Here is a 25,719-nt window from a genome sequence, read left to right on the forward strand (position 1 = left end):
ATAATTCTACTTATTTTATTCTTACAGCGATTTGCGTATGATTTGATTCATAGCACATTAGCTTTATATCAATTCGCCGTATAAGTCAAATTCTTCAGCTGATGTAATTTTAACTTCTGCAAACTCTCCTATAGAAATATAAGTATCTTCAGCTGAAACCAATACTGTATTATCTACATCCGGTGAATCGTACTCAGTTCGACCGATAAAATAATTTCCTTCTTTACGATCAAAAATACATCTGAATATTTTACCAATTTTCTCCTGATTTTTTTCCCAGGAAATCTGAGATTGTACTTCCATGATCTCTTCTACTCTTGCTTCTTTTACTTCCTGAGGGATATCGTCTTCCAAAACATAGGCTGTCGTATTTTCTTCATGTGAGTAGGTAAAACATCCCAGTCTGTCAAATTTTTGTTCTCTCACCCAGTCTTTCAGTTCCTGGAATCTTTCCTCTGTTTCTCCAGGATAGCCTACAATTAAAGTTGTTCTGATAGCCATATCAGGAACTTTTTCTCTGAATTTTCCCAGAAGGGCATCTGTCTTCTCGTGGGTGGTTCCTCTCTTCATTGATTTCAACAAATCGGAATTGATATGCTGAAGAGGGATGTCAATATAATTACAAACTTTAGGTTCTTCACGGATAATGTCCAGAACATCTTCAGGGAAACCGCTTGGGAAAGCATAGTGAAGACGGATCCATTCTACTCCATCTACTTTTACCAGTTCTTTTAATAAATCGCCTAATGCACGTTTTTTATAGATATCTAAACCATAGTAGGTAAGATCCTGAGCAATAAGAATCAATTCTTTTGTCCCTTTTTTAGCCAATTTTTGTGCTTCGGAGACCAGTTTTTCAATAGGTGTGGAAACGTGTCCTCCCCTCATCAGAGGGATCGCACAGAAAGAGCATGGTCTGTCACAACCTTCAGAGATTTTAAGGTAAGCGTAATGTTTCGGAGTGGTTGTCAGTCTCTCTCCTACGAGCTCGTGTTTATAGTCTGCCCCCAGGTGTTTTAAAAGAACAGGAAGATCTCTTGTACCAAAATATTGGTCTACATCCGGGATTTCTTTGATCAGATCCGGCTTATATCTTTCAGACAGACATCCTGTAACAAATACTTTTTCAACCTCACCTCTATTTTTTGCTTCTACATAATCAAGAATAGTGTTGATCGATTCTTCTTTAGCATTATCAATAAATCCACAGGTATTAATTACAACGATATCACCACGGTCTTCGTGAACCACTTCTTTGCCGTTGGCTTTCAGCTGGCTCATTAATACTTCTGAATCATAAACATTCTTGGAACATCCAAGAGTGACCACATTGATTTTCTTCTTCCCTACCGATTTTGTACGCATCTTTTTGATTTTGAGTCTGCAAAGATACAAAATATTGAAGAGTTAATAATTAAAAAATAAAAACCACCTTACAAAAGTGGTTTTCAGATATATATTTAAAAGTTTTTTTCTTTGAAGCGCGGGGCGTTCTTATCTTTCTCTGATAGTATGGCATCTTTTTCATCAACTTTCCAGTCGATTGCAAGGTCCGGGTCATTAAACTTTACACTACCTTCAGATTCTTTGTTATAAAAATTATCACATTTATAAGAAAATACTGCGTCGGTACTTAAAACAGAAAAGCCATGCCCAAATCCTCTCGGGATGTAAAGCTGCATTTTATTTTCTGCTGTAAGTTCTATACCGAACCACTTTCCGAATGTTGGCGAATCCTCACGAAGATCTACAGCCACATCCCAAACACTTCCTTCAAGGCATGATACCAGTTTTGCCTGGGCATGTTCTCCCTTTTGAAGATGCAACCCTCTTAGTATGCCGTACGAAGATTTGGAAATATTATCCTGTACAAAATGGCCGTTCATTCCGGTCAGCTCTTCAAATTTTTTCTCATTGAATTTTTCAAAGAAATAGCCTCTTTCATCTTCAAAGATGGTAGGTTCTATAATGTAACAATCTTTTAAGGGGGTTTCTTTTATTTTCATGTTAAAGTTTTGTTCTGTTTTATAATCCGTACTGCTTTTTCAGACTTACTTTTAAACCTACATACAGAATTCCTAACGGAATAAAAATAATCAGGACGATAGCCCACACCGGAAGATCGGAATATATCAGAAAGATATTCACAATTACCTGTATGATAGCATAAACACCACTAATCACCAAATGTGAGACTTTTTTTTCATTCGCGAAAAGCTGATATAAATGTCTTCTGTGTGCCTCAAAAATATTTTCTTTTAGGGATAGTCTTTCCATAATGGTCAGAACGACCTCCATTCCGTAGACAGAAAGTAATAATATATATTTATACTCACCGGTTTTCATGATGAGAAGGGTAATTAATCCTATGATCCAAAATCCGATTCCCATACTTCCTACGTCACCGGCAAAACATTTTGCTTTTTTTCTAAAATTAAAAAACAGAAAAACAAGTGATGCCAATATCGGATAATAAATAAAGTTTTGATCTGTGAATTCTACGATATCTTTATTGATATAAGCCAACGAGCCTAAAGTAATAAGACTGTATACTCCTGTCATCCCATTAATTCCATCCATAAAATTATAGGCATTCAGCGTTCCGATGATGATGACAAAAAGCATTGGCCATGCCCAGAAAGGCATAAGCTCAAAAGCTCCCGTAAAATATAAAAGAAGAATTACGGCTAATAAGTGCACGGAAAGTCTGATTTTGTTTGACAATGTTTTAACATCATCAATAAAACTAATCCCACAAATGGCTAACAATCCTAATCCAAAAGACCAGTAATTCTGAATGGCCTCATTATAATTGAATATACAAAAAATGATAAAAGCGATAGGAAAAATAATACCTCCCCCTCTCAGGGTGATCTGAGTATGGGCACTTCTGTGATTGGGTTTGTCGATAATATTGTATTTGTCAGCAATTCTGAAATAAATTAATATCGAAATAAATAATATAAGTGTTACAAGAAAATATTCCATTATTTTGTTTTAAAACTTTTTATAGTTTTCATCAATCCTTCATCTGCTGAAACCGGCAGCTTTGCAAGTCTTAGAGCTTTTTTAATTTTACTGTTAGAGACAGCATAACTTTCGGTAAGTTTTTTCAATCTCTCAGAGTTTAGCGGTAACTTGATTTTATCTCCCAATTTTGCAAGAGTTATAATTAATTCTTTGGAAATCTTCCATAATCTTGGTTTTCTACCGGATGCATTGCTTATAATTTCTATAAGTTTATTGGTAGAAATGAAATCATCATCTGCAAAATTATAAATTCCGGAACGAACATCTTTAGTTCTAAGAATTTGTACTATTAAAAAATTGAGATTCTCAATGCTTAAAAAAGACCTTTGATTTTCAAAAGCAGCAAGTGGCCAAGGAATTCCTTTTTCTACCACCTGGTACAATAAGTTCAAATTTCCTTTATTACCTGGACCATGAATCATACATGGCCGAATAATAAAAAGTCTTTTCCCTTCCGGAAGCTCTTTGGATAACAGGTACTGTTCGGCTAAAAGCTTGGATTTTCCGTAAGGAGTTTTCGGGTCCGGATGATGACTTTCATCTAAAATTCCATCCACTGTATCTGCAGTAGCTTTTACACTGCTGAAATAAAAAAAATCAGAGATATCTGAATCCAGAAACTCATTAAAAAGTTTTTTGGTAAGGTCGGTATTAATCTTAAAATATTCTTCATCAGCAGAAGTATTGGCAGTATCATGGGCTTTTCCCGCAAGATGAATTAAAGCATCACAATTTACGGGTAAGTTCCAGTCATTTCTTAAAGACAGCCCAGCAACATTATACTGATTATCCTCAAGATATTTAAGCAGGTTCTGCCCGACAAATCCGGATGCTCCGGTAATGACGATGTTCATTTTAGTAATTTAATTTTTCATGTATGATATCCCAAATCTTCCTTTCTTCAAAGTTTTGTCTTACAAATGTTCTTCCATTCCTTCCATGTTGCTTTTTCATATTAGGGTTTTCAATATATAACTCTATTTTATTTATAATATCTTCAGGTTCATTTTTTATAAAAAGTCCAGTGTGACCTTCAATAATAGATTCTGTACAGCCTGTAGCTTTAGTAATCAATACAGGAAGATTCATTGATGAGGCTTCTAAAGATACTGTAGGAAACCCTTCACGATAAGTAGGAAGTACAAATACATCCATTACATTAAAATAAGGAGCAGCATTTAATACAAATCCTGTGTTTATGATATTTGGGTCGTTCTCTATAATCTTCTTTGACTCTTCACTAATAGCATCTCTTTCTTCAATTGGGCCTACTAAAAGAAGTTTAAGATTCTTATGTTTCTTTTGAAGCACTCTCCAAGCATTTATAAGCTCATTTATCCCCTTATCTTTAACTAACCTTCCAACATACCCTATTACAAAATCTCCCTTATTAATTTTTAGTTCTTTACGAATATCTGTGATTAAAGTAACATCTTGTTGTTCTGGATTAAATTTATTTTCAGTATCAATACCGTTACATGTGCCTAGACCTAATATAATGTTCTTAGATGAAGCATTCAAATGATCGTCTTCACTAATCTTTTGCACAGAATGACTTACACAAACAACTTTTGTAGCTAGTGTTCCCGAAAGCCTATCAATATTTTTAAGAAGTAATTTCTTAAGCCCTTTACTTGTCTCATATATAATGCCATGTCGGAAGTATATCCTATCATTAACTCCAGCAAGAGAAGCTGCTATCATTGTTACCATCCCTCCTTTAGGAGTATGTCCTACAGCCGTGTCTATTTTATTTTTTTTAATGAATTTATAAATTTTATAAATTGCGACCAAATCTGTAAATGGACTGATGTTTCTGGTAACGTCAACTGAAAAGGGAGTGTATTCTAAGGAATCAGCTAATTGAAAAAACTCTTCTGAAGGAGTACATCCCAAATAATAATCATTGTTGGTTTTTGCACGTAAATATTTAAATTGTTTTCCAAAAAAATGATTGATTACAAAAGATATGGTTATAATGTGAAGAACTTTTTTATTTTGCATCAATAATAAGATTTAGTTTTTTTTCCCAGTCTTCCTTGTTGGTTGGATTTTGTACATTTCTTCCTGAGATCAGGAGCTGATCTTGGTGTATTTTTGATAAGAGAGTTGCTAGAAACATTTTCAAATTATTTACAATAATAAGCTTTTGTTTTAAAATGAAATGGCTTTTCAAATATTCATTACTTCTAAAGAGTTTATTTTTCTTAGTCAACCTACTTTTATAGGTCTTTAATTTAAATACTAAAGGATCTCTATAAAATAAGAGCGGTTCTTTTATAATGTCAAAATTACTAGATGGGAAACTTCTTATCCATAAATCAGCATCTTCAACCCCTGCAAGATCTTCTGAATACAAAAATTTTTTAAAAAACTCTATCCTACCAGCAACAGTAGGATGATTGAATAGTATCTTATTAAACAAATCCGTATACTCATTTAATAAAATAGCTTCTCGATATCCTATTATATGGTCTTCATCATCTAGTACAACAACTGAAGTACCTACAACATCTATCTTTTTATTATTTTCCAAAAATTTCACCTGTTTTTCAATACGATCAGGGAACATAATATCATCCGCATCCATTCTTACAAAGTACTTACCTTGTGCTAAATTAATTTGCTGATTAAGCCTAAAAGAGATACCTCTATTCATACCATCTGCAATTACCTTAATTCTACTATCCTTAAAAAATTCTATTATTTTAAGCGTTTTATCTGTACTTCCATCATCAGTAATGATCAATTCAAAATTTTGATATGTTTGATTTAATATTGACTGAATACTTTTGAAGATAAACTTTTCAGCGTTAAATACTGGAATTCCAATTGTTACTAAACTCATAAATTATTTTCAAATACAAAATTAATTATTTTACTCATCATTTCCTTTAACCTATAATATTGAATTGGTCCCTTTGGGAAACCATAACTTATTATATATATCCAAATTTGTATATTCTAATTTTTATATAAAAGATTCTCAGAATTATTTACTGTATTAAAAAAGGATTTGCTTTTTAATTGACTATCAATCTTAATATTCTTAAAATTAAGTTTTATTGCTTGCTTAGTTTCCGATTTCCAATAACTATCATTTTTATTATTGATCCATGTCGTATTAGATATATTAATAACGCCACTAGGATCAAAAATACTATTCTCTGTATTTAAAGATGTTAGCAGAGCATATGAAGACCTATTATCGGTATGATTATTAATATTTATTGAAACATTTTTAACTTTATCCTTTGACTTCTGATTTAAGGCATTCATATTTATTGCTATACCAGACAAAGCATTATTAAATGTATATACTTTATTTAAATTAACATTTTTTATAAAATCTTCTGGTAAGCTCGGTTCTACATCAATCCCACACTGCGGGTTTGTACCATTTACATTAGAAATAAGAATATTCTTAATAAAAACATCTTTAGCAGAAGTTATTGATATACCATTTCTCCTTACATTATCTATCCAGCCACCCTCTATTATCACATCTTCACTAAAACTTGCTGTTTCTGAACCTATAAAAATCCCATCACCCCATGTGTTTTTTACCATAGGATTGTAAATCCTAATTTTCCTTGAATTTTGTATTGATATTCCAGCATTCCATTCTCCCTTATGTAGTAATTTAGCATTTCTGTTACCAATTATATTGGGGTTATATAAGTTTACATTTTCTACATTTTCGATTTTTATGATATCATAGTGTCTGCCTTTTACTTCTCCGGTATAAATAATCTTAGAGTTCTTTGAAAAAAAAACATTTGTATTGGATGTTATAACCAGAGCGTTACTTATAAATATAGGATAGTCAGGAAGAATTACATTTTTATGTGAGTTAAAAAAGGTTTGTATCTCCTTTGTGTAATCTTTATTTATATTTTTATAATTGAGAGGAAGAATCCTCTCTAATTTGTCCCAATTACTCAAATTTACTTTTTGAAAAGGATATGGCTGCGTATACTCATTGATCACACGACTATCTGGTAACGAGTAGGTAAAATCAATTGTTTGGCAAGAAAAAAGAGTACTAAACAAAACAACCATTAATAATTTGTACTTCATAACTCATTTTTAAATGTTATTAAAAAATATAAATATTCCCACTAACCCCAAAATTATAAAACCAAAAGGTAAATTATTAACTTTTTTATTAAAATAAGGTACCATTAAGAAAGGAATTAAAATCCACGATATCACCCCCCATCTATCAGAATAAGGAATATGAAAAAATAAAAAGAATATACAACTTAAAAGAATATATGATTTTAAAATCACAAGATACATGGTATCATTAATATTATTCATTCGATTTTTCATATAAATGAAGACTAATAAAAAAAATGAATTAAAAACAACAAACTGTGGTTTAAATCCAATCATGTACAAACCATCATAACTACTCGCATCCAAATAGCTACTTCTTCTTTCGTCAACATTTGAAACAAGACCGCTATCAATTATTTTATTAAATCCGAGATCAAAATAAGACAAAATAATACTTAAAACATATAAGATATAAAAATATTTCAGAGTGATTTTTTTATTACTGTAGCTTATTAAAAATAGTAATATAATAGGTATAATACTTGTAAAGTGAAATAATATACTTAAAATAAAACATCCAACAACAGATATTGTATATTTTTGTTTATAAAAAAATAAAACAACCCCAAGAATAAAAAAGCCCAAAGATACTCCTTGCCTTATAATATTAGTACCTAATGTTTTATAAAAGAACAAACTAAAAAAAATAAATAATACAAATATGATATTAACTGAATAAATTTTTGAAAGATAATAGGCCGTTAAAAATATGGAAGCATTGAATATACATGCCATAAACATAAAAAAGTTAACGGGATCGTTATTTAAAAACAATTTAAGAGTTGAAAAAATAATTTTAATAAAGAAATCTGTGCCCCAATTTTCAAGATATTCAGAATTAATATATTGCCAACTATACATTCCAGTATCTGAACCTACATCTAAATCTCTAAAGCCAAATAATAACGAAAATAATACTACGTATAATAAGCATAGTTTTATAAAGTTATTTGATTGAAAATTATGTTTATCAAGCATATATGCTAGTATAAAAGCGATCAATCCACAGCTTCCATACAAGATATAGTATATATTATTAAAACTCTCCATTAAAAAAATAAAAAAATGTTGAAACCCTACACAATTCGGGAATTTATTTTAAGTATTCTCCCCTGGGCATTAATTTTTATGATTAATAAATTTATTTGTGCATCAGCCGTGGGGGAAAGCAACACTATAATGAATATATCTTTAAAACTATTATTAAGACCAATTTTAAATTATAGATTTATATAAGACAGATTGAGTTACTACCTTTACACGGTCTTATGTAATACAAATTTACATATAAATAGCAATGATATGTTACTAAAATAATCCTTTTAAAACAATTTCGTTTATATTCATGAATTGCTTCCACGAATACTGTTCCAAAGCAAGTTTTCTACAATTTAACTTTACTTGATCCAAATTATTATTTAAAAGATCTTCTACTGTTGCAGCTATAGTTTTAGGTTCCGTACTCGATATTCCTCCTACGTTTTGACCACAGTAAGTATCTTCAATCATATATTTTTCTTCATCATTATCCGCCAACATTATTACTGGAACTCCACAACTAAAAGCTTCTAAAGTAACTAAGCCTAAATTAGGCCCGCTGACTGTCTGTAAATAAATATCAAATAAAGGAATAACTTCGTTAACATTATCAATAAAAGGGCGTAACAAAACTTTATCTTTCAAATTATACTTGCCGATTAATTCAACTAATTTATCATACTCTTCCCCTTCCCCATAAATTACACCTATTACATTCTTATCTTCTAAAAATCTAAATGTTTCTATAAATAAGTGTACCCTCTTTTGAGGATGTAATCTACAACAGATACCGAGTATTTTTTTATCTTCCGGTAAATCTATATCAATTCTTTTTAGTTTAGTGTCAGGAGAAAATTTTTGTGTATCTACAGGCAGCCTATTTGTAAGCACTTTTTCTTTATTTGCTTTATTCTTATTAATTAATTGCTGAGATAAATAATCACTTAATCCAAAAAATTTATCGGTGCTTTTATTCGGCAACCCAGTTTTCCATAAAGCTTTTTCATTTTTCACCGCATTTTCATACACATGCATCGTAATATAGATGATCTTAAATTTATTATAAAATAACTTAATAATCCAAAATACTAATGCTGATGGCGGCATAGAACAATAAACCACATCTATCTTCTTATGTTTAATGTAATTGTATACCTTAAAAATCTGAGATAACATCGACAAAAATCCTTTTGATCCTTTATTTGTAGAGAATATTTCGCTAGCATTAGTATCCTGAAACCTTTCTAATATTTTTGTATCATCAGAAAATATTAGATAGCTCGTATTATATGATTGCTTTAATTTTTCATACAATTGTATAGAGAAGCTTTCTGCTCCTCCATAACATAAAGAATTGGTACATATTAGAATGTTCATTGTCAAATTTTATTTAATTTTTTAGAATATAGGGATATAGCACCCACTAAAATTATATACCAACTATAGGTATACAAAATCAGTGAAAATATAGCTCCTTTTAATTGCATAAAGTATGAAAAACCTATATAAACCAAAAGTGCATATATAAATAATGAAATTGAAAAAATAAGTGCCAGTTTATTTTTATTAATTACAGTAAAATAATAATTTACAGGAACTTGTAAAAAAAGAGGAACAACGGAAATTAAGGCCAATTTAAGAAACCCAATATAATCGTTATCAAAATTTTTAAATACAAATGCTATATAATCACTCAAAATAAATGAAATACCATAAAATAATATCCCGATAAAAAGGAAAACTATTGATTGTTTCTTTACCAGATTAAGATAGTCACGGTGTGAATTTTTGAATACAATTATTTGATTGTTGAGTATAAAACTACTCATGGCTGTAGCTAAAATTGAAAATATACCAATAATACTAATTATAATACTAAAAATACCATATTCATCAGCTGTACAATATTGCTTGATCACCAACACGTTGATTCTAGTACTTAATATATAAACAAACGTACTTAGTAAAAGGGGAAACATTCTATTTAAAAAGCTTTTTAAATATGCACTTTTCCAATGTATATACCTGCTTATTTTTTTTGCGAATAAACCATTGATAAATTCAATATTAACCAAAAAATACTGTTAGCAACAAATATATATCCAACAATATTTATAGAGGAAAATCCTACTAATTTCGCGACAATAAAAAGTAATAGTAATAAGCAGATATAATGGCTGCTTTTTATGATCGAAAATCCTTTAAATTTATTTTTAGAAAGCAGATAATAATAATGTGTTTCACTTAATGAATCTATAAGCCTTGCCAAAATCATTAAAAAAGAAAGGTAATTTATTCCCTTTATATAATATGAAAGAATAAGAATTACTGCAGTACATAAAAACAATACTATTCTTGCAAAAAAAACTGTAAGAAGATATTTATCACTTATAGCATCTGAAAAAGCAAAATCTCTTCTCAATACAGTCAATATCGCAGCGCCAAAGATAGCAGCAGCTGTCTGTCCTAATGTATTTGCATATGTAAATTCTCCAATATCAGCCAGACTTACATTGCGGGATAAGAAGATAAGGATAATAAAAACAGAAAAACCTGCAATATATTCTGGTAAAGAAATATAAATCAGGTTCAAAATAGATTTTAATTTTTGCACCATTTCAAATGGAATTATTTAGCAGGATTTCCCTTAACAATAATACCGGATATTAAATTTTTAACAACATTACTTCCTGCCCCCAGTAAAACTTGATCTCCAATACAGACCCCATTTCTAATTGTTGAACTTGCTCCTAAATAACAGTTTTCACCTATAACCACATCTCCACAAATCGTATTATTTGCTGCAACAAGGGTATAATCTCCTACCCTAGAGTCATGATGAATAACTGTATTAGGAAGAATACAGATATGATTTCCTATCTCAGCATTAGCTGTAGCTACCACTCCTGCCATTATAAGAACATTACTCCCAACCTTTACATTATTCCCAATAATAGCCTTGGGATGTATGAGTGTCGTAAATCTATTAATTTCAAGTTCAAGACTATCAATAATCTGTTTTCTTTTTTTAAAAGAAACGGGACTGCCATTGACAGCCAAAATCTTAGCACCTGGAAACTTTTGGAAAGCTTCTCTACTATATATTGTAATGCCATACTGTTCTGTTCCGATAATTGAAATATCATCGGAAATAAAACCTATACAACATTGATCATCAGAAAGACAATCTAATGCTTCAATGCCAGTCCCGCTATAAGGAAATATTAATATTTCTTCTTTAGTTTTCAATAGACTTAAAGTATTCTGCTGTTCTCAAGATACCTTCTTCAAGATCTACCTTAGCTTCAAAACCTAAAATCTCTCTAGTTTTTGTCACGCTTGGAATTCTCATTTCAATATCTGCACTTAACGCTTCTTTAAACATAATTTTACTGCTACTCTTCAATACTCGGCAAACAGATTCAGCCAATCCAAGAGTAGTGATTACAGTTCTCTGGTTACCAAGGTTGAAACTTTCCCCGATTGCTTTAGGATCTTCGATACATCTAATCAGACAGTCTACGAAATCATCAACAAAGCACCAGGCTCTGATTGCTGTACCATCTCCATAAATATAGATATCTTCATTTTTAAGAGCCTTTTTTATAAAAATTTGTAATGCACCTTCTCCTGTTTGTCCAGGTCCATACACATTGAAAGGTCTTACAGTTACTACAGGAAGTTCGTGTTGCTTATAGTATGCATGAGCTAAGTGCTCTCCTGCAAGTTTACTAACCGCATATACCCATCTTGCTTCCCCTACACTTCCTGCAACTGCAGTATCTTCTTCTCTACTTTTGAAGGCGTGACTACCGAAAATTTCGGAAGTACTGAAATCTATAAATCTGTCTTTTACTCCGTTTACTTTTGCAGCTTCTAAAGCATTGGCAGTTCCGATCATGTTTACGCTCATTGTTCTTACAGGATCTTTGATTACGGTATCAATACCCGCAATACCTGCAGCATGGACTACGATATCAGCATCTTTCATACTTTCAGTCAAAAATGGTAAATCAAGTACATCACCTTTGATGATTGTTAAATTTGCGTGGTTAGCAACATCACTTGAGCTCAAAGTATCTCTGTGGAAGTTATCATAAACAACAATTTTATTGTTTTCTACGTAATGCTTAATCAGAGTATTTGCAATAAATCCCGCCCCGCCGGTAATAAAAATCGTTTTGTTAGTTATCATTTGAAATAATTTATTTTAGAATTAGTTATATTGTATTTATTATTTGTGATATCTTATAGACTGTATCTTCTGTAAGCTTTTCATACAATGGTACAGCGACTCCCTTGGAATATGCTTTATAAGCATTAGGAAAGTTTGCTTTATAGTCCAAATTATATTTATTTGCATAGTACTTCATTGCAGGAATACATTGTGCACCATAGTTAGCACCAATTTTATTATTTCTTAAAAAACCAAGTACTTCACTTTGTTGTAAGCTGTCATCAATTAATACATGGAATGTCTGCCATGTATGATTTCTGTCTACTGGAACTACAGGTAATATAATTTTTGGATTTTTAATTTCTGACAAATATATATCTGCAAGATTTTGCTTAAGCTTCAGGATATTATTAAGTCTCTGGATTTGACTATGAGCTAATGCCGCCTGAAAATCAGTCATTCTATAGTTATAACCGGCCTCTACAAACTCCATTCTGCCATCCTGCATTTCAATACCATGGTTTCTAAGGATTTTTACTTTTGTATCATAATCAACATTATTTGTTGTCAGAACTCCTCCTTCTCCACTGGTAACACTTTTACGCGGATGTAATGAGAATGAACCAAAATCTCCAAATGTTCCAACTTTTTTATTATTCTGAGTCGCTCCCAAAGCACAAGCAGCATCTTCAATAACATATAGATTGTATTCTTTAGCAATATTCATTACAGCTTCTATATCGCAGGCCAAACCAAATTCATGAACAGGAATAATAGCTTTAGTATTATGAGTAATAGCCTTCTTTATTTTATTAACATCAATATTAAATGTATTATTATCAATATCTACAAAAATACATTTAGCGCCTACCAGCTCTACCACATTGGCTGTAGCGACGTAACTGAATGCGGGTATAATCACTTCGTCACCTGGACCGATCCCCAAAGTGATCAGGGCAAGATGTAAGGTAGAAGTACCATTACTTAAGGCAGAAGAACGTGCTGCTCCAAGATAATCAGAGAAAAAGTTTTCTAATAAACCTACATTCTCTCCCTGAACCAACATCCCTGATTTTAAAACATTAACAACATTGTTGATATCTGCATCATTAATATCAGGACTTGCCAACGGAACAAAATTTGATAACATAATTAGTTTTTTAATTGATAAATTCTTTCTATAATATCCACTACCTTCAAGCCTTCCAGCGCATTGGTAGTTATTGTATTTCTTCCTTTTAACACATCTACAACATTTTCAATAATATAGTGGTGATTAGCTGCAGAACCTTTATATGCCCCGTAATCATTACCTGGATTTGTAGGTGGTAATTGAGGCATTATATAATCTTTTATAATACAAACTTCTACTTTATCCATATACTGGCCACCGATTTTTACGGCTCCATGTTCAGCAATAATAGTCATAGAACTTTCAAGATTCTGGTTCCACACTGAAGTTGAGTAATTTAAAGACCCCATTCCTCCGTTCACAAAATCAAAACTTACAAATCCTGAATCATCAAAATCGGTAAGATTTTCATGATTGAAATCTGCAAATTTTGCTTGGATATTGGTGATATCCCCAAATAACCAGTACATAATGTCAATAAAATGTGAAAATTGCGTAAACAATGTTCCTCCATCCAGATCTTTTTTACCATGCCAAGATTCAGGTTTGTAATATCTGTCATCACGATTCCAGTAACAATTAAGCTGAACCATGTATATTTCACCAAGCTTTCCGCTTTCTACCATTTCTTTGATCCATGCTGAAGGCGGAGAGTAGCGGTTTTGCATTACGGCAAATACTTGCCTATGCTTGTGAAGAGCCTGGAAAATAAGCTTTTCAGCATCTTGTTTATTAAGAGCCATTGGTTTCTCCACAACAACGTGCTTTCCGGAGTCAATTACTTTGTAAGCCTGCTCAAAATGGAATCCATTCGGAGAAGCTATATTTACAACATCTGCTTCTATCCCGGAGTTTAAAAAATCTTCCAGTGATGAGAAAAACGGAACATCATAGCTTTCTATTCCTAAAACAGATTTATCTTTTACATCAATTAATGCTACTAACTCACATTCAGAATTTCTTGACACCATTTCTGCGTGTCTTTTTCCGATATGTCCACATCCTACAACTGCAAATTTTATTTTATTTTCCATATTTTATTTTAATTTTCGATTTTTCCAAATAGTTTCCAGGTTGTCCCAGTACTTACCCATCCAATAAAGCCGCCAGGAATAGGATTAGAATTAATAATTATTGTTCCTTTCTTATAATTCCCTGGTGAACTTGGAGGAGCTATCTTACTAAAATACATATCCTGATTTCCAAGTTGCGGGCTATTAAATAACTGTGAATTATTTGGCAGGGCAATCTCAGTATTTCCTGCTTTGTTTTTTAAAATATTTTCACCAAAGTATCTGAAGTTTTGAGAGTTTACATTGGCAATAATTCTTATGCTATTATATTCAGAATTAAGAAAAGAATTATTTCTTATTTCCCAGGTTTCCAATTCTCCACTTTCAATAGCCAAATTATGTGTTGATGATTTCTTTGCAACGTTGCCAACTACATATCTGTTTGATCCATTTATTAAAAACATATTTGACTTTTTGTCGTCTGTGGTATTTCCTTTCTTTCCGGAGTCATTTATATAATTATTGACATATAGAATTTCTTCTCCAGTCCCTTGGTCATATATTCCGTTTTCTTGGCTATCAGTAATTACATTATTATTGATAGTTGTAAATTTCACGTTATCAATATAAATCCCTACCAAATTTTGGTTGATAATATTATTCCCTACTGTACCATATTTAGCACATCGTACGTTTATACCATTGGCATTAACACCTGAAACATTATTTCCTGTTATTGATACATTCTGGGCGTAGATTCTGGGCGGATTTTCAGGGTAAGAGTTTAATACCAATATCCCATCAGCTTTTGCATTGGAAACAGAATTATTACTGATTGTAATATTTTTTGAATTTACATATGTGACATTGATTTCAGATTCAGTTCTATCATAATTCTGAACCTTAATTCCCGTATGCATTATATCACTAATAATATTATCTGATATCAATAAATCTGAAACACCTGAATCTGCGTATATTCCGTGTTCGTAAAGTGTTCTAGAAATAAAATTAGATCTTATTATAACCTTAGTACTTCCTAAAATCACAAAAATACCTTGACTAGTATTGCTAATTGTGTTATCCAGAATTTTAATATTGTTGCCCCCTATTGTAATTGCAGTATTGTCTCTTGGCTCAATATCATTAATTGAGGTATTCGGAGGTAACCAGTTATCCCAACTGTCAAATCCAAAGCAAACATTACTTGCAAATAAAAAGTTATCTACATCATTCGCCATTAAAGGAGAATACATAAAATTTTTAAAATTATTATCTCTTATTACTGTATTTCTAGCATAATCGCATTTAATAGCTTTAGCTTCGGAATTAGACTTTAATAATTTATTATATCTTTCATTTTGGCAGCCTATAAAAGTAAATCCTGTAATAGAAATATTTTTCTTTGCCAAACCAGCATCAGCAACCGAAAAATCAAAGATTGATTTTTGCAAAGCTTTTTGAATAATTGTTGCTCCTTGTGCTACTAATTGATGGTGATCGTTTAATTTTAAAGAGTCCGATACAAGAAATGTTTTATCACTGCTTCCAAAATATATGTCTTTTGCAGTATTTAAAGCAGCCTGAATTCCTGAAGTGTCGTCATGAACACCGTCTCCAAATACATTGGGAAAATTCATTATATCTTGCATGTCAATAAAATTTAAATTTTCGAAACTTTATTATTATCTATTTTGTATTTTTCTCCACTTTCACTGCAAACAGCCACTCCTTCTTCATTAAATTCAAGGCGTTGCCCATACTCACTCATCCAGCCTAAGTGTCTTGCAGGATTTCCTACCACTAAAGCATAATCAGGAACTTCCTTTGTAACAACGGCACCAGCTCCTATGAAAGCAAACTGTCCGATATTATGTCCGCAAACAATGGTTGCATTGGCACCAATAGAAGCTCCTTTCCCTACATGTGTTTTAAGATACTCATTCTTTCTGTTGACTGCACTTCTAGGGTTGATTACATTGGTAAAAACCATTGAAGGCCCCAGAAAAACGTCATCATCACATGTAACCCCTTCATAGATGGAAACATTATTTTGCACCTTAACATTCTTTCCTAAAACCACTTTAGGTGAGATGACAACATTTTGTCCAATATTGCATTGTTCTCCCAAAATACATCCAGGCATAAGATGTGAAAAGTGCCAAATTTTAGTCCCATTACCTATCTGACATCCATCGTCTATAACAGCTGTTTCGTGTGCAAAGAAATCCGACATAATATTCTGTTTAATGATTAGTTAAAAAAGTTTTTAATTTCAGATACAATGAAATCTGAAGCTTCCTTATCAAATTCCGTATGAATAGGAAGTGAAATGACTTCCGAGCAAAGTTTCTCAGTAACCGGTAGGGTAAAACCTTCTGTCACATATTGTTGAAAAGCTTCTTGCTTGTATAATGGAAGCGGATAATAAATCATACTTGGTATGTTCTTTTCACCAAGAAATTTTTGCAATTCGTCTCTTTTTCCATTTTTTACTTTGAGAGTATACTGGTGAAATACATGAGTAGAGTTTTTTGCTCTAGCAGGAATTTCAATATCGGAGATACCGGCAAGATTTTCGTCATAATAGGTTGCCATCTTATTTCTTGATGTTGAATATTCGTCAAGATACTTCAGTTTAACTTTTAGAACAGCAGCCTGTATTGTATCCAATCTTGAATTACAACCTAATACTTTGTGATAATATTTCTTTTCCTGCCCATGATTTGCTATCATTCTTATTTTTAGAGCAAGATCATCATCATTCGTCATCAAAGCACCTCCATCACCATAGCAACCTAAGTTTTTTGAGGGAAAAAATGATGTACAACCAATATGTCCTATAGTACCTGTTTTTTTAACTGTTCTATCTGAAAAAGTATAATCAGAACCTATAGCCTGCGCATTATCTTCTATTACAAATAAATTATGTTTTTGTGCAAATGCAAGAATCTTTTCCATATCGGCACTTTGCCCATATAAATGGACAGGTACGATAGCTTTAGTATTTGGTGTAATATATTTCTCCAAACCTTCAAGCTCAATATCAAAAGTATTTTCATTGACATCTACCATAATAGGCTTTAAGCCCAAAAGTCCCATTACTTCAGCAGTAGCAACATAAGTAAAAGCAGGGCAAATAATTTCATCCCCTGGTTTTAAGTCTAGGGCCATCATTGCGATCTGTAAGGCATCGGTACCGTTAGCACACGGAATAACATGTTTTACGCCTAAATATTTCTCAAACTCCTGTTGAAATTCCTTTACTGCGGGACCATTAATAAATGCGGTATTGTCTAAACAATTCTGAATACCTGCATTTACTTCTTCTTTTATCTTTTCGTATTGATTTTTTAAATCAACCATTTGGATTTTCATATGCTATTTAATCTTTAAGTGTTTCTTGAAAATAAGCCATTTTATATAAGTTCGCTTATCGTGTTTCCTATGGAAAGACACGAAGTGGCAGCAGGGCTTGGTGCATTTCTTACATGAATGATATTTCCGTTTTTCACAATATCAAAGTCATCAATCAATCCTCCATTCCTGTCACACGCCTGAGCTCGCACTCCTGAACCACCGGGAACAAGGTCGCTTTCCTGAATTTCCGGCATTAATTTTTGCAGTGCTTTTGTAAAAGCGGATTTTGAAAGAGAACGGTGTACCTCTCCCATTCCTGTTTTACCATATTTGGCAACAATTTTTCTAAAACCTGGCCACATAAGCGTTTGCATGGTTTCATTAAAATCAAAATCAAAAAATTTATATCCTTCTTTTTTAAAAGCTAACACAGCATTAGGACCTGCTTCTATATTTCCATCAATCATTCTTGTAAAATGAACTCCTAAGAACGGGAAATTAGGATCAGGTACAGGGTAAATAAGATGTTTTACCAAATGCTTTTTCTCATCCTTAATTTTATAGTATTCGCCTCTAAAAGGAATAATGATGACATCATTCTCCTGATTGGTCATTTTTGTAACCTTATCTGAATAAAGTCCGGCACATGAAACCAATTTAGAAGTCTTAAATTCAGCAGTAGCGGTTTGAACTATAATCTCATTACCTTTGGTAACAATATTTTTTACTTCCTGATTAAATCTGACTTCCCCCCAGTTCTTCAAAAAGTTCTTTTATTTTTTGAGCAACACCGGGATAGTCTATAATACCTGTTTGAGGAACTTTAATAGCTCTCACCCCTTCACAATGAGGTTCTATTTCACGAAACTCTTCTCTTGAAAGGTATTGTAAATTTTCAAGACCATTTTCTACTCCTCGTTTATAAATATTATCCAGAAGAGGTAATTCTTCCTGTGAAGTTGCTACTATTATCTTTCCGCAGAGGTCATATTTAATACCGTACTTTTCTGCAAAATTGATAACAGAGTTGTAGCCTTCAATACAGTTTTTTGCTTTTAAGCTTCCTGGTTTATAATAGATACCACTGTGAATCACTCCGCTGTTATGTCCGGATTGATGCAGTGAAACATTATTTTCTTTTTCTAAAATAAGAATCTTAGAACCCGGGTTTTTCAGTTTAGTTTGGTATGCAGTTGCCAATCCCACTAAACCTGCCCCGATGATTATGACATCATAATTCATTGGTGATTATAATCTTGCGTCTACTAAATTTCTATCTAAACAAGCCTTAGTATCAAAAATCACAGCATTTTCTCTTTTTAATTCTGCAAGATCCATTTGAAGGAATTCATTATGAGACACTGCAATAATAATAGAGTCATATTTTTTACCTTCCTTAAGAACGTCAAGAATATCAATGCCATATTCATGTTTTACTTCTTCTTTACTTGCCCATGGGTCATAAATATCTACATTTACTCCATAATCAATAAGTTCTTTGTAAATATCTACTACTTTCGTGTTTCTTACATCCGGACAGTTTTCTTTAAAAGTAACTCCTAAGATAAGAGCCTCTGAATTTTTGATAACTCCTCCTTTTGCAATTAAAAGCTTAACTACTTTGGACGCAACAAACTTGGCAATTGAATCATTTACCCTACGTCCTGAAAGAATTACATCTGGATGATATCCTAACTGTTCAGCTTTGTGAGCAAGATAATAAGGGTCAACTGAAATACAGTGTCCTCCAACCAATCCTGGTTTATATTTAAGGAAATTATATTTTGTTCCTGCGGCTTCTAATACATCATTGGTATCAATACCAATTCTGTCGAAGATCAGTGCCAGCTCATTCACAAAAGATATATTTACATCTCTCTGCGCATTTTCTATAGCTTTGGATGCCTCTGCTACTTTAATACTTGATGCTTTATGTGTTCCGGCAGTAATAATTTTTTTATACAATTGATCTACTTCTTCGGCAATTTCATCTGTAGAACCAGAAGTTACTTTCTTAACACTTGTAAGTGTATTTACTTTATCACCCGGGTTAATTCTTTCCGGAGAATAACCTACAAAAAAGTCTTTATTAAATACCAGACCTGAATGTTTTTCAAGGATTGGAACACATTCTTCTTCTGTACAACCAGGGAAAACAGTAGACTCATAGATAATTATATCCCCTTTTTTAATAATCTCTCCCAACATTTTTGATGCGGAAATCAATGGTTTCAGATCAGGAGCATTATATTTATCAATAGGCGTCGGAACAGTAACTATGAAAATATTAGCTTCAGCTATATCAGCCAAAGTACTGGTAGCCATATATCCTATACCTCCAGTAGAGTCTTTGAAATTTTTTAACCCGTCATTAAGTTTTTCAATTTCAGCTTCAAGAGTAATATCGACTCCCTGATTAAGCTGAGCAACTCTTTCTGCATTAATATCAAATCCTAAAACCGGATAGTGAACAGCAAATTCTAAAGATAAAGGCAGCCCTACATAACCTTGCCCTATAACAGCTATTTTATATGTTTTCATCATTAGCTAAATTTATTTTTAATTTTTTCCAACCAGGTTTCATCACTCTGATTATTGTATCCGTAACCATATTTATTACTGTATCCAAGATTTTCTCTACTAACATCATTTAGAACAAACCCAACATTTCTAATTTTTTTCTGATCAATATTACCATTAGCAAATTCCAGCAATGCTTTTTCAGTATATTTAGATCTTGACACGTATATAGTAATATCAGCAAGATCAGCAATAAGGAACGTATCGGTAACTAATAATAGTGGAGCCGTATCCAGAATAATATAATCATACTTTTCTTTTAACTCATTAAGTAAGTTTTCGTAGCGTCCGTTGGAAAGGAGCTCAGTAGGATTTGGAGGTATCATTCCTGAATAAATAACATCTAAATGAGGATTAAAAGATGATACATGTATAATATCTTCTAATTTTGTTTGGGGACTGTAAAGATATTCTGTAAGCCCAGTGAGTCCTTTTCTAGAAGGATTATATCTTTGAAGCTGTGGATTTCTGATATCTGAACCTATGATGATGGCTTTTTTCTTTGGATTAGCTAATGTTAAGGCTAGATTTACAGATGCAAAAGTCTTCCCTTCACCTTTCACAGTTGAAGTTACAAATACCACTTTGCTTTTCTTATCCTTAGGAAGCATAAAATTCATATTGGTGATAAGAATTCTGAATGCTTCTGCCATGGGATTAATATCATTCATTCTAACAATATCAGGATCTCCCTTTTCAAGACTTGGTAGCTCTGCAATGACAGGAGCATGTACCAATTTTTCAAGATCATGTTTAGTGACAACTTTATTATTAAGAAGCTGGGAAAGATAAATAATAATAAACGGTACCAGAACCCCCATTACCAAAGCTACCATAAGAATAACACCTCTCTTTGGAGATACAGGAGCTGGAGAAGGATAAGCAGCATCAACTACTTTTGCTTTCGGTGCCACAATTGATTGCGCTATTGCTGTTTCTTCTCTTTTTTGAAGCAGTAGAAGGTATAAATTTTCCTTGATCTGTTGTTGTCTTTCAATACTTCTGAACATTTTTTCAATGGAAGGAAGTTTCGAAATTTTACCGGTAACCTTATTTTGTTCTCCCAAGTACTCATTTCTTGCTAGTGACAACCCAACCTGATTTCTTTGAAGACTTTGCATAATAGAATTACGCATCGAGTTGATTTGTTTCGTAACATCTACCACAGCAGGGTTTTCAGGTGTTGCAGATTCAAGAAGTCTGTTTCTTTGCAACACTAACTGATTATAAGCAGAGATTCCAGCAACAGATTCCGGATTATTCAGACCAACATTAGCAGGAAGAACCTGATATTGCCCTTGTTTACTTACATATCCGATTAAAGCATTGGTAAGTTCTAACTGAGCATCAACCTCCAATTGTTTAGCTCTTGCTGCAGCAGAGCTTTCTAAATTGATTTTAGCTTCAGTTTCAATATCCGTAATATTATTTTTCGATTTAAAATTTTCTTTCTGATTTTCTACATCTCCAAGTTCTCCGGATAACCTTTTAATTCTGTCTTCAATAAAATCAAGAGTCTTTTTAGATTCCGAGTTTTTATCTGAAATAGCATCATTATTGTATGCCATTACTAATGTATTCAAAACATCCTTAGCCTTAGATATCTGAGGATATTTCAATCCTAATTTTACTACTGTAGCATCTTTAGTTGCAAGGATAACATCTAATGCAGATTGAAGGCTATTCACCTTAGCATCTGTAGTGGAAATCTGAAGTTCAAGTTTTTTTACATCTACCCCTTTAATCTCCGTAGAATTAAATTTTGGATTTTTTGTAATAATAATATTAGCAAACGGCAAACTGATTGTCTTTCCATAAGATGTCACAATATCTTTTTGAAGGATATCTGAACTTATGGTCAATTTTTCTCCATCAGTTACTAAGTTTATATTATTAGTAGGAAATTTATTATCTTTTTCTGAAATTATACGAACCTCAATAGGTGAAGTTTCTTTGTATAGTTCAATGCTTGTAACTCTACCCTTTGCAATAATGTTAGTTTGAAGGTTTTGGTTAACAACAACCTCACGCATCATTTTTTTAGACTTAAGGATTTCTATTTCATTTGCAATACTGTTAGTCTTCAGTCCGCCAAGCCCTGAAAGGTCAGGTAAAATCCCTAAATCATTCCCCATCCCTACCGGAGACGCAGAGTTTTTAGCGTCTTTAATAAGTATAGTAGATTGTACGTCATATACAGGTACCATAAATTTTAATGAGATATAGCCTATTACCAAAGCTACTAGTGCACTTACTAAAAACCATGGCCATCTTCGTACAAATGGTTGTATGATCTCATTGATGTTAATACTGTCTGAATTATTTTCTTCTGAAAATTGTGAAGTTTGCTGATTATCCATCAATTTTTTTATTTCTTAAATAAACTTACTACTACTGCTATTGCTGTAACGGCAATAGACACACCGGTTAAAATAAGGCCTGTATTTGGATTTTGTTTGGACATAACATCCTTTGTATTATTGGATGATATAATAATGGCATCACCTTGTTTTAAATTATAATACGGTGAGTTGATGAGATTTGCATCCTGTAGGTTTACTCGTCCGTGTGTAACTGTACCATTTTCCGTTCTGATGACAAGAACGTCTTCCCTTTTCCCATAAGGCGTAAGATCTCCGGCAAGGCCTAAAGCATTAAGTATGGTTCCTTGTCCGTTTGCAATTGTATAATCACCTTGTCGGTTCACCTCTCCAAGTATTGTCACTTTAAAATTAGCAATCCTCACATTAACGGTTGGATTAATTACATATTGAGTCATTTTTTGTCTTAACTCATTTTTAAACTCTACCAAAGTTTTGTTTAAGGTACTTAATTTCCCCAATACCGGAAAATCGATATCTCCATTGCTATCTACAATATAAGTAGGTCCGGAAAGAATAGTAGCCCCTTGATTTGGCATATTACTACCTGCAAGAGTGTTAGTCTGGATAAGTTCAGAAGATGAATAGTTTTGATTGAACGGTTTCACAACGTCCATATCTTTTGCTGTAATCAAAATAATAAGCTGATCTCCCGTTTGTATTGTAGACTTAGAATTTTTCTCTGATGCCTCTATAGCCACTTTCTCTATATTCTGCATATAGTTCAAGTCATTTGGCCTGGATTGGTTAACCTTACAGGAAACCAGCGTCAATGCCAGAAATATTGCTAATATTTTTCCCTTCATATTTTTAAAATTGTACAAATATACATTTATATTTTTCTATTTATCCAATGCCTCGTAGATAGAATTATTACTCCTAAATTCGGGCACAATCATTTTTAGAAGCTTGACAACTTCTACCTTGTCTCTTCGTAAAGAGGCTTTCGTAATTTGCTTGGTCAGCAAATCAATTTCATCAAATCCTATAGTTGGATCTTTAGATACCATAATTTTTTCATTATGAGTAGGAAGCGTTTTGGCATTATCACTTAAAAGCTCCTCATAAAGCTTTTCTCCAGGTCTTAAACCTGTATAAATTATCTTGATATCAATATTGGGTTCAAATCCTGAAAGCTTAATCATTCTTTTCGCCAGATCAAGAATTTTAACTGGCTCACCCATGTCAAACACAAAAATTTCTCCGCCCTGTCCCATCGTACCGGCCTGTAGAACCAGTTCACAAGCTTCAGGAATGGTCATGAAATATCTGACAATATCAGGATGGGTAATCGTTACGGGACCACCTGCTTCGATCTGTTTTTTAAAATGAGGAATCACAGAACCGTTTGATCCTAAAACATTTCCAAATCTTGTGGTGATAAATTTAGTAGTATTACCTTCCAGATTCTGGAGAGATTGTACAAAAAGTTCAGCGGCTCGTTTTGAAGCTCCCATTACGTTCGTAGGGTTTACTGCTTTATCAGTGGAAACCATGACAAAACGATTCACCTTATATTTACTTGATAACCTTGCAATAATTTTAGATCCTAAAATATTAACAAAAATAGCCTCATGCGGATTTTCTTCTACTAACGGAACATGTTTATAGGCAGCTGCATGATAGACCATTGAGAAATTATATTGCTGGAACAATGATTCCATTCTGTGCTGATTAGAAACGTCTCCTAAAACAAATTTAAAAGCTATATTAGGAAACTTCTCTCTCATTTCAAGTTCAATCTCATACAGTGGCGTTTCGGCCTGATCAAGCACAACAATTAATGAAGGATTAACTAAAGCAACTTGTCTTACGATTTCGCTTCCTATAGATCCTGCTCCTCCGGTTACCAGTACGTTTCTTTCAAAATGTCTGCTTTTAATTTTTTCGTTTTGGATCTTGATAGGTTTTCTGTTCAGTAAATCTTCAATTTGAAGATTCTTGATGGAGCCGCCTAAATCACTGTCTCTAAGCTTTTGTACAGATGGTGCTTTGAAAACATTTAAATCTTTTTCAAGGAACAAGTTTACCCATGAATTCATTTCTTCTCTGGCCATCATTTCCTTAACGACCAACACCCCGTCAATGATCAGATCCTCTTTTGTATTTTCTTCAATTTTTTGTTTCTCGTAGATAGGCTTACCTAGCAAAGAAGCTCTTTTGGAATCTGTTCTTTGGGTTAAGAAACCAACCACCTGATACGGCAGACTTGGATTATCCAAAATAGCTCTGGCAATTGCAATAGATTGCTCATCAATACCAAGTACCAAGATTCTTTTCTTCAGAGCGCTTCTCCTGTATTCTCTCACCACATGAAAAAATTCCTTAACATAAAGCCTGAAAAGAAATAACCCCATAAAAGAAATAACAAAATACAGCACCAAATAGGGAGTCAGTATAAACTTACTTCCAGTAGTCCAGAAATAGAATATGTTTATTGTTCCAATGGCAAGCATTGTACAAAGACATGATACAAATAATTTAAAAAGATCTATAAATGTTGAATGGCGAATGATGCCTGCATAGGTCTTAAAAAAATACATAAAGACAGTATTTACGATTACGATAAAAGCAAAAACAATACTTTTATCTTCATGGTAAATAAACTCCCTTTGCGTAATTTTCTCTATGATATACGTTGAAAGGAATAGCGAAATTACCAGAATGATAATATCTATAATTAGGATTATCCACCTGGGTAGATATCTTACATCTGAGAGATTGACAACATTATCTCCTCCAAATATTTTTTTCCTGAAAGAATTATACATTGTCTTTATTTGTGTTCATATGTTATTATTACGGTACAATCTCAGTTACCAATTTAAAATACTGTAAAGCATTGCTACAAAATTAAAATAAAATATCGTCTATGCTTCAGATTTT

The 25,719-nt window shown here is 32.5% G+C and carries 22 protein-coding genes and 1 pseudogene; all 23 read right to left on the reverse strand.

Translation table 11 applies throughout. From position 1 onward, the window contains the following. Positions 1 to 63: 63 nt before the first annotated feature. A complete protein-coding gene (rimO, locus tag H3Z85_02725; GenBank protein ID QPQ52421.1) occupies positions 64 to 1,365 on the reverse strand; it encodes a 30S ribosomal protein S12 methylthiotransferase RimO in 1,302 nt (433 codons plus the stop codon). A gap of 95 nt (positions 1,366 to 1,460) precedes the next feature. Next, positions 1,461 to 2,006 (reverse strand): dTDP-4-dehydrorhamnose 3,5-epimerase, encoded by a 546-nt coding sequence (rfbC, locus tag H3Z85_02730; protein QPQ52422.1) that lies wholly within the window; start codon positions 2,004 to 2,006, stop codon positions 1,461 to 1,463. 19 nt (positions 2,007 to 2,025) lie between these two features. Continuing rightward, complete coding sequence (locus H3Z85_02735; protein QPQ52423.1) at positions 2,026 to 2,988, reverse strand: glycosyltransferase family 4 protein; 963 nt, start codon at positions 2,986 to 2,988, stop codon at positions 2,026 to 2,028. Further along, positions 2,988 to 3,884 carry an NAD-dependent epimerase/dehydratase family protein gene (locus tag H3Z85_02740; protein QPQ52424.1) on the reverse strand — a complete coding sequence of 299 codons (897 nt, stop codon included), beginning with the start codon at positions 3,882 to 3,884 and terminating at the stop codon, positions 2,988 to 2,990. Before H3Z85_02740 ends, H3Z85_02735 begins: the two co-directional genes overlap by 1 nt. Before the next feature lies 1 nt (position 3,885). Beyond that, positions 3,886 to 5,034 (reverse strand): glycosyltransferase, encoded by a 1,149-nt coding sequence (locus tag H3Z85_02745; protein QPQ52425.1) that lies wholly within the window; start codon positions 5,032 to 5,034, stop codon positions 3,886 to 3,888. Beyond that, entirely contained in the window at positions 5,024 to 5,878 is an 855-nt protein-coding gene (locus H3Z85_02750; protein QPQ52426.1) for a glycosyltransferase, read from the reverse strand. Before H3Z85_02750 ends, H3Z85_02745 begins: the two co-directional genes overlap by 11 nt. 116 nt (positions 5,879 to 5,994) lie before the next feature. Next, entirely contained in the window at positions 5,995 to 7,110 is a 1,116-nt protein-coding gene (locus tag H3Z85_02755) for a right-handed parallel beta-helix repeat-containing protein (protein ID QPQ52427.1), read from the reverse strand. A 9-nt stretch (positions 7,111 to 7,119) separates the two neighbouring features. Further along, complete coding sequence (locus H3Z85_02760) at positions 7,120 to 8,130, reverse strand: EpsG family protein (protein QPQ52428.1); 1,011 nt, start codon at positions 8,128 to 8,130, stop codon at positions 7,120 to 7,122. Between the two features lie 330 nt (positions 8,131 to 8,460). After that, positions 8,461 to 9,567: a glycosyltransferase gene (locus H3Z85_02765; protein QPQ52429.1), complete on the reverse strand. Its 1,107-nt coding sequence runs from the start codon at positions 9,565 to 9,567 to the stop codon at positions 8,461 to 8,463. A 2-nt stretch (positions 9,568 to 9,569) separates the two neighbouring features. Then, a complete protein-coding gene (locus H3Z85_02770; protein ID QPQ52430.1) occupies positions 9,570 to 10,169 on the reverse strand; it encodes a hypothetical protein in 600 nt (199 codons plus the stop codon). A 50-nt stretch (positions 10,170 to 10,219) separates the two neighbouring features. Continuing rightward, positions 10,220 to 10,807 carry a hypothetical protein gene (locus tag H3Z85_02775; GenBank protein QPQ52431.1) on the reverse strand — a complete coding sequence of 196 codons (588 nt, stop codon included), beginning with the start codon at positions 10,805 to 10,807 and terminating at the stop codon, positions 10,220 to 10,222. Positions 10,808 to 10,818: 11 nt separating this feature from the next. Further along, the gene (locus tag H3Z85_02780; protein QPQ52432.1) at positions 10,819 to 11,439 is read right to left on the reverse strand and encodes an acetyltransferase; all 621 of its coding nucleotides are present in this window, start codon (positions 11,437 to 11,439) and stop codon (positions 10,819 to 10,821) included. Further along, complete coding sequence (locus H3Z85_02785) at positions 11,429 to 12,385, reverse strand: NAD-dependent epimerase/dehydratase family protein (protein QPQ52433.1); 957 nt, start codon at positions 12,383 to 12,385, stop codon at positions 11,429 to 11,431. The genes H3Z85_02780 and H3Z85_02785 overlap by 11 nt, the downstream gene beginning before the upstream one ends. Positions 12,386 to 12,410: 25 nt before the next feature. After that, positions 12,411 to 13,517 (reverse strand): DegT/DnrJ/EryC1/StrS family aminotransferase, encoded by a 1,107-nt coding sequence (locus H3Z85_02790; protein QPQ52434.1) that lies wholly within the window; start codon positions 13,515 to 13,517, stop codon positions 12,411 to 12,413. Between the two features lie 2 nt (positions 13,518 to 13,519). Then, on the reverse strand, positions 13,520 to 14,533 hold the full coding sequence (locus H3Z85_02795; GenBank protein QPQ52435.1) for a Gfo/Idh/MocA family oxidoreductase: 1,014 nt from the start codon (positions 14,531 to 14,533) through the stop codon (positions 13,520 to 13,522). 8 nt (positions 14,534 to 14,541) lie between these two features. Then, complete coding sequence (locus H3Z85_02800) at positions 14,542 to 16,164, reverse strand: right-handed parallel beta-helix repeat-containing protein (protein QPQ52436.1); 1,623 nt, start codon at positions 16,162 to 16,164, stop codon at positions 14,542 to 14,544. An 11-nt stretch (positions 16,165 to 16,175) separates the two neighbouring features. Then, positions 16,176 to 16,748 (reverse strand): N-acetyltransferase, encoded by a 573-nt coding sequence (locus H3Z85_02805; protein QPQ52437.1) that lies wholly within the window; start codon positions 16,746 to 16,748, stop codon positions 16,176 to 16,178. Positions 16,749 to 16,765: 17 nt separating this feature from the next. Then, positions 16,766 to 17,890 carry a DegT/DnrJ/EryC1/StrS family aminotransferase gene (locus tag H3Z85_02810; protein QPQ52438.1) on the reverse strand — a complete coding sequence of 375 codons (1,125 nt, stop codon included), beginning with the start codon at positions 17,888 to 17,890 and terminating at the stop codon, positions 16,766 to 16,768. A 41-nt stretch (positions 17,891 to 17,931) separates the two neighbouring features. After that, positions 17,932 to 19,114, reverse strand: a pseudogene (gene lhgO / locus H3Z85_02815) (L-2-hydroxyglutarate oxidase). Between the two features lie 6 nt (positions 19,115 to 19,120). After that, the gene (locus H3Z85_02820; protein QPQ52439.1) at positions 19,121 to 20,416 is read right to left on the reverse strand and encodes a nucleotide sugar dehydrogenase; all 1,296 of its coding nucleotides are present in this window, start codon (positions 20,414 to 20,416) and stop codon (positions 19,121 to 19,123) included. Further along, the gene (locus tag H3Z85_02825) at positions 20,416 to 22,812 is read right to left on the reverse strand and encodes a polysaccharide biosynthesis tyrosine autokinase (GenBank protein QPQ52440.1); all 2,397 of its coding nucleotides are present in this window, start codon (positions 22,810 to 22,812) and stop codon (positions 20,416 to 20,418) included. Before H3Z85_02825 ends, H3Z85_02820 begins: the two co-directional genes overlap by 1 nt. Before the next feature lie 8 nt (positions 22,813 to 22,820). Beyond that, on the reverse strand, positions 22,821 to 23,639 hold the full coding sequence (locus H3Z85_02830) for a polysaccharide biosynthesis/export family protein (GenBank protein ID QPQ52441.1): 819 nt from the start codon (positions 23,637 to 23,639) through the stop codon (positions 22,821 to 22,823). A 36-nt stretch (positions 23,640 to 23,675) separates the two neighbouring features. After that, positions 23,676 to 25,604, reverse strand: coding sequence for a polysaccharide biosynthesis protein (locus H3Z85_02835; protein ID QPQ52442.1), 1,929 nt, complete (start codon positions 25,602 to 25,604; stop codon positions 23,676 to 23,678). Positions 25,605 to 25,719: the final 115 nt, after the last annotated feature.

The organism is Chryseobacterium indologenes, assembly GCA_016025055.1.
GTDB classification, from domain to species: domain Bacteria; phylum Bacteroidota; class Bacteroidia; order Flavobacteriales; family Weeksellaceae; genus Chryseobacterium; species Chryseobacterium indologenes.